Genomic DNA, 10,740 nt, shown 5'->3' with positions numbered 1-10,740 from the left:
ACGCCGGAAGGCCGACAGCGGCTGAGTGGGGGCAACGGTCAAAACCCCGGCCGCTTTTTAGGGGCGCGGGGAACTGCGCACCCAGCCCCCACCGGCCCGCAGAGTGCACACCGTCCCAAGCCCCCCGGTCTTTTGTCTTTAGGGGCGCGGGGAACGGCGCGACAAGCCACAGCCGACCCGCACCCCACGAACAACCCGACGGGGGTCTGGGGGCGGAGCCTTCAGTTTCGGGAAGGGGCGGGGTGGGGGAAGAAGCCCCCGCACCGAGTCACCGGCACCCGACCAGGACAGCCCCCGAGCGAAGCCCACCCCACCCCGCCCCCGGGACCCGGCCCAGGGCAGGGGCGGACCGGTACGAGACCGGAGTCACCGTCACACCAAGCACCCCAACCGGTGCCGAGCCCGGCACAGCCACCGGCACAGTCCGCTCCCGCTCACCGGCAAAGACGAACAACCGCAGCACCAGAAACCGCCCGATCCCGGCCACCCCGGCCGCACCGAGGTAGACGACCTGCTCGGTAAGCACCCCCGGCGAGGACCGCACCAGGTGCAGAACGAGCACCGCGGCCGAGGTCACCGCATAGGCACCCGTCGCCGACCCCGCGGACTGCCAGTGCTGACGCCACCCGGCCCGCCGCCCGGTCCCGAAGGTGAACCGCGCGTGCAGCTCGGTGCACAGCACCGTGGACACGACGGTGATCACCGCGTTCGCCACCACCCAGGGCAGCACCCCGGCCAGCGCCACCACCGCACCACTGGACAGCACCCCGATCCCACCCCCGCAGACCACGAATCGGACGAACGACGCCAACGGCCCACCACCCCGCACCACGACCGCCGTCTCCGGCTTCGACGAGAGCAGCGTCTTCATGGGGTTTCCTTCCGGGAGGGGCGGGCCGTGGACCTGCGGGATCAACTGGGTTCAACGATGTCGTCGTTCGCTCTCCGGCACGAGGAGGCGCACTCCCGAACCGGGGGTGGAGCTGGCCCCACCATGGGCCCGGGGGGGCTGCCCCGCACACAGGGCCTGACCAGCGCTTACGTACTTGGGTGGCGCGTACCGCGACACGGGCGGAATAGGGAGCGGCCCGGGGCACGCTGAAGAAGACGTCCATCGTCCGCGACCGTCAACCACCCGCACTCCGGAGGAGCCCCGCATGGCCCTGACCCGTGAAGAGCGCGAACAGTTCCTCGCCGAGCCGCACGTCGCCGCACTCGCGGTCGACGCCGGGCCGGGACGCGCCCCGCTCACCGTGCCGATCTGGTACCAGAACGAGTCCGACGGCACCGTATGGATCATGACCGGCGTCGACACCCGCAAGAACCGGCTGATCAGTGCGGCGGGCCGGTTCTCCCTGATGATCGACCGGCTCGAACCCACCATCCGGTACGTGTCGGTCGAGGGGCCGGTCGTCGAGACGTTCCCGGCCACCCACGAGCACCTCCGGGAGATCTCCGCCCGCTATCTCCCGGCCGACAAGGTCGACGGTTACGTCGACTTCGCCTCGAAGGAGCACGGCGCACAGGTGATCATCCGTATGCGTCCCGAACACTGGCTCTCGTCCGACCTCGGTTCGGTCTGAGCCGGGTCCCGCGTGAGGTGCGGGCCCGGTCCCGAGTGACAATCGGGGCATGAGTGCCGACGCTTCCGACGCATCGTCCGAGTTCGTCCGGCTGCTGAGGTCCCAGCGGGTCTGGGACACCGAGCTGCCCGCCTTCGTCCCGGACACGGCCCCCGCCGAACCGCTGCCGCTCTTCATGGAGTGGTTCGCGGCGGCGGTGGCCGCCGGGCAGACCGAGCCGCACACCATGTCCCTGGCGACCTCGGACGCGGACGGTCGGCCGGACGTACGGATCGTGATGCTGCACGACGCCGACGAGAAGGGCTGGCACTTCGCCTCGCACGCGGGCAGCCGCAAGGGGCGTCAGCTGGCGGCCGGACCGTATGCCGCGCTCTGCTTCTACTGGCCCGCGCAGGGCCGGCAGGTCCGGGTGCGGGGCCGGGTGACCGTCGCCCCGCCCGAGGTCGCCCACGCCGATCTGCACGCCCGCTCGACCGGCGCGCTCGCCTCCGCGCTGGTCGGCCACCAGAGTGAAGTCCTCGGTTCCTACGAGGAGTTGGAGCGCGCCTCGGACGCCGCCTGGGAGCGCGCCCAGCGCGAGCCGGACGCGCCCGCGCCGTCGTGGACGGCGTACGTACTGGAGCCGGACGAGGTGGAGTTCTTCCAGGGCGACGCGAGGCGACGGCACGTACGGCTCAACTACCGCTGGGCGGGCGGCACTTGGGTCACGGAGTTGCTGTGGCCGTAGCCGGAACCGGCTACGGATCCGGAACCGCGTCCCTCGCCGCCTCGAAAACGTGCGCGGCGAAGTCCCGTACCGGTCGGTATCCGATCCGCTGATACAGGCCGTTGCTGGTCGGGTTGGCGAGGTCGGTGAAGAGCAGCACCTCGGCCGCGCCCGCCTCCAGCGCGGCGCTGCTGACGGCGGTGGTCACGGCGCCCCCGTACCCGTACCCCCGCAGCGGGACCGGGGTGTAGACGGTGGCGACTCTGACCTGCCCGGCGACCTTCGGCGTGGTGCCCGCCATGGCGACAGGCGTGCCGTCCGGCGTCTCCCACAAGGTGATGCCGCCGTGGGCGAGCCGGTTCGCGGCCCAGCGGTCCGGCGCCTCCCGCATCTGTGCGGGGAGCGGCGCGCTGAACTCGTCGTACCAGCGCGCGACCAGCCCGTGGTCGTCCCCGGTGGCGATCCGCGCCCCGCCGGGCGGCCCGGGCTCGGGAGGCGTGAGCGTGCCGAGCCGGTAGAGGCGCTGGCGCATCGCGAGCCGGGCGACGGCCCCGGTACGGCGTTCCCAGGCCCCCGCGAACTCCGCGACCGTGTCCGCCGGACCGGCGATCCCGGGCAGCACCTGCCCCCTCGTCCGCGAGCCGCTCCGCCAGCGCGCCTACGACGGCGGGCGCGAGGGAGAGGGAGAGGGGGGTCAGGTTCAGGTAGTACGGGGGTGTTCGCAGGGCTGTGGCGTGCACGGCGCCGGCCGGGTCCGTCAGCCATCCGAAGGACGGTGCCTCCTCGCCGTACGCCCGCATCCCGCGCGTGCGCAGCGCCTCGGTGATCGTCAACTGGACGGTGTGCAGGGCGAGTTCCGATCGCAGGAAGTCTCCGGCGCGATGGAGGAAGGCCCCGAGGTCGTGGGTGAACCGCCAGTCGTACGCAGCAGTGGCCATGCCTCCATGCTGGCGCGGGCCGCGCCGCCCCGCCTCCCGATTTTTCGGGGTGCTACGGGGCCGCGACCGGCTCGGGCTCCGGATCCGTGGCGAGCCGCGCGTGCAGGTGTACGTCCCGGAACGCGTCGTGCCGTCCGGCCTCGAACATCGCCCCGCGCAGGGTCCCCTCGTACGGGAACCCGCACCGCTCGGCGATCCGGCACGACGCGTCATGCCCGACCGCGTGCCCCAACTCCAGCCGGTGCAGGCCGAGTTCGGCGAAGGCCCAGTGCGCGGCCAGCATGAGCGCCCGGGTGGCTACCTGCCGTCCGCGTGCCTCGGGCAGCACCCAGTACCCGACCCGGGCGACCCGTATGACGTGGTCGACGTCGTTGATCCCGATGTGCCCGAGCGTCACGCCGTTCCCCGCATCGGTGACGCGGAAGGAGGCCCCGGTCGCCTCCTCGGCCGCCTCGGCCCGCGCCCGCAGCGACTCCCGCGCCGCGTCCCAGGTCTCGACCGGTCTGAGCAGCGTGTTCCACCGCTGGAACTCCGGGTCCGAACACCCGCGCAGCCACGCCTCGACATCCGCGTCGGCCGCCGCGTCCCAGGCCCGCAACCGCAGCCCGTCACCGTGGAGTTCGGGGAAGGGGGAGGGAGAGGGAGAGGGGGAGGCGGCGTAGGACTCGTGCAAGTCGGTCATCACGTTATTGAACAACGGAGGGAGGGGAGGGCGGACACAGGCCCTAGGAAGCGGTCGGCCGGAACACCGGCACCGTGGCCATGTCCTCCTCAGCCTCCGCGGCCTCCGCGGCTTCCGTTCGGAAGGTCACCTCCAACCCCATCCCGACCCGCAGCGCCGCCTCCGCGCACTCCACCACCTCGGTCATCATCCGCGGCCCCTCCGCGAGGTCCACGACGGCGGCGACGTACGGCGTACGCGACCCGAAGGGCGGCAGGTCGTTGCGGTGGACGACGGACCAGGTGTAGAGGGTGGCGCGGCCGCTCGCCCGTTCCCAGGTCACGTCCTCGCTCCAGCAGTGCGGGCAGAACTCGCGGGGATAGTGGTGGGCACGCCCGCACGCGCCGCACCGGCGCAGGAGCAGGTGCCCCTGGGCGGCCGCGTCCCAGTACGTGCGGGTGAAGGCGTCGGCCTCCGGTACGTCGAACCGCGCACTCATCGGCAAACCCCCGTCAGAAGAGTCCCCACGCACTGTCCAGCGACCACGTCTGCCACGACATCGCGAACAGGGCTACCAGCGAGATCAGCGCCATCATCGCGTTCTGTCCCTGCTCGGCCCAGTCGTGGATCATCAGGACGAGGTAGAGCAGGTTGAGCAGCAGCCCGCCGACCAGGGCGATCGGGGTCAGGAAGCCCGCGACCAGACCGAGCCCCACGGCGAGTTCCGCGTACACGACGACGTACGCCATGGTCCGCGGCCGGGGCGCGACGACCACGTCGAAGCCGCTGCGCACCGCGTTCCACCGGTGCTTCGCCGCGACGTCCGACGCCCACGCGATCCCGGTGCCCCGCTCGAACCAGCCCTTCTTGTCCTTGTGCCGCCAGCTCTCCAGCCACCACAGCCCGAGACCGATACGGAGCACGGCGACCCATTCCGCACCGGTGAGCCAGATCGCGTCCATGGCCTCGATCCCTCCGCAGCAATGAATCTGACGGTACGTCAGTTCAGCGCACGGTCGGCAGACGCGCAAGAGGCGTACGCCACTGATCCACCGGCAGGATCTACAACAGGCCCCCGGTCGGCATCGCCCGCCCGTACAACTCGTCGAGTCCGACCAGCAGTACGCCGCCTCGCTCGGCTTCGGCACGCAGCGCGTCGGTGAAGCCCGCGGCACTGAAACACGCCAGCCCGCAGCGCGTGGTATCCGTCCCCCGGCCGGCGAGCAAACTCCTTAGGAGTGCACCCCTGAGGACTGTATTCCTAAGAAGCCAGTACGCCATCAGGGCAGGACCGTCATGATCGCGAGCCCGAGAGTCGCCGCCCCTAGGAATCCCGCTCCTCCCGCCGCGAGGGCGCGCCATCGGGCGCATAGCGTCGCGCCCTACACCGACCTCACACGTTCCGTGAGACCTACGCCACGAATCCCACACACCCCTCCTACAGCCGTGATCGATTCGCAACCGATTCCGGGCTTGACCGAGACCCATCAAGTGACGACATCAATACGCTCAGGCACATGGCCGACTCCACACCCTCCGCGAACCCGGCGGCACCGACCCGCTCCGACCGTCCCGTGTACGTCATCGGGGGCGGCCCGGGCGGCCTCGCGGCGGCGTACGCGCTGCGCGCCCAGGGCGTACGGGCCGTCGTGCTCGAGAAGTCCGAGCACGTCGGGGCGTCCTGGCGGCGGCACTACGACCGGCTGCGGCTGCACACCACGCGCCGCCTGTCCGGGCTGCCGGGGCTCGCGATGCCGCGCTCGTTCGGGCGGTGGGTGTCGCGGGACAACGTGGTGCGGTACCTGGAGAAGTACGTCGAGTACCACGAGCTGGAGATCGTCACGGGTGTCGAGGTCTCCCGAGTGGAGCCCCTGAGCGACGGGAGCGGGTGGCTGCTGCACGCCACCGGCGGGCGTGAACTGACCGGCAGCGCGGTCGTCGTCGCCACCGGCTACAACCACACGCCGTACGTTCCCGAATGGCCCGGCCGCGACACGTACAAGGGCGAACTCGTGCACGCCGGCGAGTACCGCAACCCCGCCCCCTACGTCGGCCGCGACGTCCTGGTCGTCGGCGTCGGCAACACGGGTGCGGAGATCGCCGTCGACCTCATCGAGGGCGGCGCCTCGCGGGTACGGCTCTCGGTGCGGACCACGCCGCACATCGTGCGCCGGACGACAGCCGGCTGGGCGGCCCAGTACACCGCGGTCCTGGTACGGCGGCTGCCCGTCGGCCTGGTGGACCGGATGGCCGGTCCCGTGGCGAAGCTCAGCGTGCCGGACCTGGCGGCGAAGGGGCTGCCGCGGCCCGACACCGGGCTGTACTCGCGCGTGAAGGAGGGGTCCATTCCCGTCCAGGACGTCGGCCTCATCGACGCCGTCCGCAAGGGGCGGGTAGAGGTCGTCGCGGCCGTAGACGGCTTCGAGGACGGCAAGGTCGTCCTCGCGAACGGCGACCGGATCGGCCCGGACGCCGTGATCGCCGCGACCGGCTACCGGCGCGCGCTGGAAGACATCGTCGGCCACCTCGGCGTACTCGACGAGCGGGGCCTCCCGGTCGTGCACGGCGCCCGCACGCCGGACAACGCCCCAGGCCTCTTCTTCAGCGGATTCACCAACCCCATCAGCGGGATGTTCCGCGAAATGGCCCTCGACGCCGGGAAGATCGCCCGCGTGATCGCCCGCGACGCGCAACAGCGGCATCCGTCCCGCATCACCCGCTGAGCCTCGCGACTCCGCTTCCCGGCCCTGCTTCCCGACGGCGACCGAACGGTGAACTCGGATCGAACGCTGCCTTTCGGGCCGGGGGCGCGCCTCGCGCGCCCACGCATTCCGCTTCCGCGTCGACCGCTCGCCGTTCACCCGGCCTGCGCTGGGGTCAAAGGGTGAACCGGCAGCTCAAGAGACCCTTCCGTGATAATAAATCAAGATCCTTCTATATAGATGACTAGCTATAGTTCATGCTGGAGGGACGCCGCATACACCCTCCGTTCATATAGCCTGACTTCGATCCAGAGTGTCCGAACGGAGCGCGCTGCGCACCGATCCATCGCCGGCGTACCCGGCAGACACAAGGGTCGAGAGTCGTGAATACTTCCTCTTCGTTGCGCCGGGCCAAGGCTCCCCTGGCCCTGACGGCTGCCGTCCTGCTGGCCGCGAGCGCGTGCGGCGGTGCCGATGCGGGTTCGGGCGACGGTGGTGACGGCAAGCTGGCCGGAAACATCAAGGTCGACGGCTCCAGCACGGTGGCGCCGCTCTCCACGGCCGCCGCCCAGCTCTTCCAGGCGGAGAACTCCGGGGTCAAGGTCACGGTCGGCACGTCCGGTACCGGCGGTGGCTTCGAGAAGTTCTGTGCGGGCGAGACCGACATCTCCAACGCCTCGCGTCCGATCAAGGACGAGGAGAAGGCCCTCTGCGACAAGGAGGGCATCAAGTTCGAGGAGTTCACAGTCGCCAACGACGGTCTGTCCGTCGTGGTGAGCAAGGACAACGACTTCGTCGACTGCCTGACCGTCGAGCAGTTGAAGAAGATCTGGGAGCCCGGCTCCAAGGTGAACAACTGGAACCAGGTCGACCCCAAGTTCCCGAACCAGAAGCTGGAACTGTTCGGCGCCGGCACCGACTCGGGCACCTTCGACTACTTCACCGACGCCATCAACGGCGAGGAGGGCGCCTCGCGCACCGACTACTCGCCGAGCGAGGACGACAACGTCACCGTGCAGGGCGTCTCCGGTTCCAAGGGCGGCCTCGGCTACTTCGGTCTCTCCTACTACGAGGAGAACAAGGACAAGCTGAAGGCCCTGGAGGTCGACGGCGGTGACGGCTGTGTCGCCCCGAGCGTCGAGACCGTGCAGGACGGCACCTACAAGCCGCTCTCCCGGCCGCTGTTCATCTACCCGAAGGCCACCTCGCTGGACAAGGCGGAGGTCGAGGCGTTCGTCGAGTACTACGTCGAGAACAACGCCGACATCGCCGGCAAGGCCCAGTTCGTGCCGCTCAACTCCGAGCAGGAGGCCGAGCTGAAGAAGGACCTCGACGCCCTCAAGGCGCAGCACAAGTCATGAGTTCCCCTGCCACTGGGCGGCGGGCCGCTTCGGGGAGCCCCGGCTTCCTGAAGCGGTCCCAGCCGCGTTACGGCGAGAAGGCCATCAAGGTCCTCCTGGTGGCCGCCTCCCTGGTCTCGGTGCTGACCACCGTCGGCATCGTCATCGCCCTCATCCCGCCCGCCGGCGAGTTCTTCGGCAAGGTGAACTTCGGCAACTTCATCACCGGCACCAATTGGGCGCCGCTGTTCAAGCCGCCGCACTTCGGTGTCCTGCCGCTGGTCACCGGCACCCTGATGGTCACGCTCGTCGCCCTGCTGGTCTCCGTACCGCTGGGGCTGGGCGCGGCGGTGTATCTGAGCGAGTACGCCCATCCCCGGGTCCGTACGGTCTTCAAGCCCGTTCTCGAGGTGCTCGCGGGCATCCCCACCGTCGTCTACGGGTTCTTCGCGCTCAAGGCCGTCACCCCGCTGCTGCAGGACATCTGGCCGGCCGGCGACGGCCCGCAGGTCTTCAACGCCCTGGCGGCCGGTTTCGTGATGGGCATCATGATCATCCCGACGATCGCCTCGCTCGCCGAGGACTCGATGAACGCCGTGCCGGGCGCGCTGCGGGACGGCGCGTTCGCCCTCGGATCGTCCCGGATGCAGGTCTCCACCCGCGTCGTCTTCCCGGCCGCGCTGTCCGGCATCGTCGCCGCCATCGTGCTCGGCATCTCCCGGGCACTGGGCGAGACGATGATCGTCGCGGTCGCCGCGGGCGGGCGCCCGAACCTGTCCTTCAATCCGCTCGAAGGCATGCAGACGATGACCGCGTTCATCGCCGCCGCCGGTATCGGCGACCTGCCGACCGGCTCCACCGGCTACCAGACGATCTTCGCGGTGGGCCTGCTGCTGTTCGTGATGACCCTGGTGATGAACCTGGTCAGCATTCGCCTGGTCCGCAAGTACCGGGAGGTGTACGAGTGATGAGCGACGTCATGGACCGAGACGTCAGTGTGGCGGACGACCCCGGGGTGCCCCGGCTCAAGGGCAGGGGCACCCCGTTGCGGGAGCGGTTCTTCCAGCTCAGCCTGTGGGCGTCGCTCGCGGTCGGCGTGATCTTCCTCGCCTCGCTGCTCACGTATGTCGTCGTGGAGGCGTGGCCGCGGCTCGACTCGCGGATCTGGACGAACTTCCCGGACATCATCGATCCCGGGAACGCCGGCGCCCAGTCGGCGATCATGGGCACGCTCTGGATCATCGGCTTCACCGCCGTGTACTGCCTGCCGACCGGCATCCTCGCCGCCATCTATCTGGAGGAGTACGCGGATCCCAACCGCTGGTGGAACCGCGTCATCGAGATCAACATCCAGAACCTGGCGGCCGTTCCGTCGATCGTCTACGGCATCCTCGGGCTCGGCATCATCTCCCGCGGGCTCGGCTTCGGCCAGACCGTGCTGACCGCCTCGCTCACCCTGTCGCTGCTGGTGCTGCCGACCGTGATCATCGCCTCCCGGGAGGCGATCCGGGCCGTGCCGCAGTCCATCCGCCAGGCATCCCTCGCGCTGGGCGCCACGCAGTGGCAGACGATCTGGCGCCAGGTACTCCCGGCGGCCGTGCCCGGCATGGCGACCGGCTCGATCCTCGCGCTGTCCCGCGCGATCGGTGAGGCGGCTCCACTGCTGCTGCTCGGCGGGCTGACCTTCATCACCTTCAACCCGACCGGTGTGGAGAGCCCGTTCACCGCGCTGCCGATCCAGATCTTCGGCTGGATCAGCCAGTCCAGGGCCGAGTTCACCGCGCTGGCCGCCTCGGCGATCGTCATCCTCCTGGTGATCCTGCTCGCGATGAACTCCCTGGCGATCTGGCTCCGCAACCGCTACAGCCGCAGGTGGTGACGGCCATGACCGCCGTATCCCGCAGCAACTCCACCGACCGCACCGACGCAACCGTTCTCTCCGGCCAGGAGGCTTCCATGACCTCTCCCTCCGACTCCGTCGGCGGCACCAGGACCCCGCGGGTCTCCTATCGCGAGGCGCCGTCGCTGGCCAGTCCGGTCTTCGAGGTCGGTGGCCTGTCGGTGTTCTACGGCGACCACGAGGCCGTACGGGATGTGAACCTGCACATCGGCGAGCGCCAGATCACCGCGATGATCGGCCCGTCCGGCTGCGGCAAGTCCACCGTGATCCGCTGCTTCAACCGTATGAACGACCTGGTGCCCACCGCCCGCGTGGCGGGCAAGATCCGGTACCACAACGAGGACCTGTACGGCCGGGAGGTGGACCCCATCGAGGTCCGCCGCCGTATCGGCATGGTCTTCCAGAAGCCCAACCCGTTCCCCAAGTCGATCTACGACAACATCGCGTACGGGCCCCGGGTGGGCGGCTTCAAGGGCAACCTGGACGACCTGGTCGAGGAGACCCTCACGCACGCGGCGCTGTGGGACGAGGTCAAGGACAAGCTGAAGACCTCCGCGCTGGCGCTCTCCGGTGGTCAGCAGCAGCGGTTGTGCATCGCCCGCACCATCGCGGTCAAGCCCGAGGTGATCCTGATGGACGAGCCCTGCTCGGCCCTCGACCCGATCGCCACGGCGAAGATCGAGGACCTCATGGAGCACCTGGCCGTGGAGTTCACGATCATCGTCGTCACGCACAACATGCAGCAGGCGGCGCGTGTTTCGCACCGGACGGCGTTCTTCACCGCGGACGTCGACGACAAGGGCGTACGCCACGGCCGGCTCGTCGAGTACGACGAGACGGCACGGATCTTCTCCAACCCCTCCGACCAGCGCACCGAGGACTACATCTCCGGCCGCTTCGGCTGACGGGC

13 protein-coding genes are annotated in these 10,740 nt (G+C 69.8%); 7 read left to right on the top strand and 6 right to left on the bottom strand.

Annotated elements, in window-relative coordinates:
- Positions 1-268 precede the first annotated feature (268 nt).
- Positions 269-871 carry a GtrA family protein gene (locus AB0I18_RS26655; RefSeq protein ID WP_363108098.1) on the bottom strand — a complete coding sequence of 201 codons (603 nt, stop codon included), beginning with the start codon at positions 869-871 and terminating at the stop codon, positions 269-271.
- A gap of 286 nt (positions 872-1,157) precedes the next feature.
- Here AB0I18_RS26655 and AB0I18_RS26650 point away from each other — a divergent pair, with 286 nt between their 5' ends.
- Together AB0I18_RS26650 and AB0I18_RS26645 are read left to right on the top strand one after the other, a co-directional pair.
- Entirely contained in the window at positions 1,158-1,583 is a 426-nt protein-coding gene (locus AB0I18_RS26650; protein WP_363108097.1) for a pyridoxamine 5'-phosphate oxidase family protein, read from the top strand.
- Positions 1,584-1,632: 49 nt separating this feature from the next.
- A complete protein-coding gene (locus AB0I18_RS26645) occupies positions 1,633-2,310 on the top strand; it encodes a pyridoxal 5'-phosphate synthase (RefSeq protein ID WP_363108096.1) in 678 nt (225 codons plus the stop codon).
- Between the two features lie 10 nt (positions 2,311-2,320).
- Here the strand turns inward: AB0I18_RS26645 and AB0I18_RS26640 are convergent, their stop codons facing one another.
- From AB0I18_RS26640 to AB0I18_RS26620, 5 genes are all read right to left on the bottom strand, one after another.
- A complete protein-coding gene (locus AB0I18_RS26640) occupies positions 2,321-2,911 on the bottom strand; it encodes a GNAT family N-acetyltransferase (protein WP_363108095.1) in 591 nt (196 codons plus the stop codon).
- A gap of 368 nt (positions 2,912-3,279) precedes the next feature.
- Entirely contained in the window at positions 3,280-3,909 is a 630-nt protein-coding gene (locus tag AB0I18_RS26635) for a GNAT family protein (RefSeq protein ID WP_363108094.1), read from the bottom strand.
- A gap of 43 nt (positions 3,910-3,952) precedes the next feature.
- Positions 3,953-4,387 (bottom strand): Zn-ribbon domain-containing OB-fold protein, encoded by a 435-nt coding sequence (locus AB0I18_RS26630; protein WP_363108093.1) that lies wholly within the window; start codon positions 4,385-4,387, stop codon positions 3,953-3,955.
- 13 nt (positions 4,388-4,400) lie between these two features.
- A complete protein-coding gene (locus tag AB0I18_RS26625; protein WP_363108092.1) occupies positions 4,401-4,850 on the bottom strand; it encodes a DoxX family protein in 450 nt (149 codons plus the stop codon).
- A gap of 100 nt (positions 4,851-4,950) precedes the next feature.
- Positions 4,951-5,115: a hypothetical protein gene (locus AB0I18_RS26620; RefSeq protein ID WP_363108091.1), complete on the bottom strand. Its 165-nt coding sequence runs from the start codon at positions 5,113-5,115 to the stop codon at positions 4,951-4,953.
- 290 nt (positions 5,116-5,405) lie between these two features.
- On the opposite strand from AB0I18_RS26620, the gene AB0I18_RS26615 reads away from it, so the two are divergent.
- From AB0I18_RS26615 to pstB, 5 genes are all read left to right on the top strand, one after another.
- Positions 5,406-6,611 (top strand): NAD(P)/FAD-dependent oxidoreductase, encoded by a 1,206-nt coding sequence (locus AB0I18_RS26615; RefSeq protein ID WP_363108090.1) that lies wholly within the window; start codon positions 5,406-5,408, stop codon positions 6,609-6,611.
- 362 nt (positions 6,612-6,973) lie between these two features.
- Positions 6,974-7,951 (top strand): PstS family phosphate ABC transporter substrate-binding protein, encoded by a 978-nt coding sequence (locus tag AB0I18_RS26610; RefSeq protein WP_363108089.1) that lies wholly within the window; start codon positions 6,974-6,976, stop codon positions 7,949-7,951.
- Positions 7,948-8,898: a phosphate ABC transporter permease subunit PstC gene (gene pstC, locus AB0I18_RS26605; RefSeq protein ID WP_363108088.1), complete on the top strand. Its 951-nt coding sequence runs from the start codon at positions 7,948-7,950 to the stop codon at positions 8,896-8,898. The genes AB0I18_RS26610 and pstC overlap by 4 nt, the downstream gene beginning before the upstream one ends.
- The gene (gene pstA / locus AB0I18_RS26600; protein WP_363108087.1) at positions 8,898-9,809 is read left to right on the top strand and encodes a phosphate ABC transporter permease PstA; all 912 of its coding nucleotides are present in this window, start codon (positions 8,898-8,900) and stop codon (positions 9,807-9,809) included. The genes pstC and pstA overlap by 1 nt, the downstream gene beginning before the upstream one ends.
- A gap of 77 nt (positions 9,810-9,886) precedes the next feature.
- Entirely contained in the window at positions 9,887-10,735 is an 849-nt protein-coding gene (gene pstB / locus AB0I18_RS26595; protein WP_363108106.1) for a phosphate ABC transporter ATP-binding protein PstB, read from the top strand.
- Positions 10,736-10,740: the final 5 nt, after the last annotated feature.

Source organism: Streptomyces sp. NPDC050704, assembly GCF_040654355.1.
Lineage (GTDB): Bacteria > Actinomycetota > Actinomycetes > Streptomycetales > Streptomycetaceae > Streptomyces.
The sequence above is the reverse complement of the archived record's forward strand: the minus strand, read 5'-3'. Positions and strand labels throughout refer to the sequence as shown.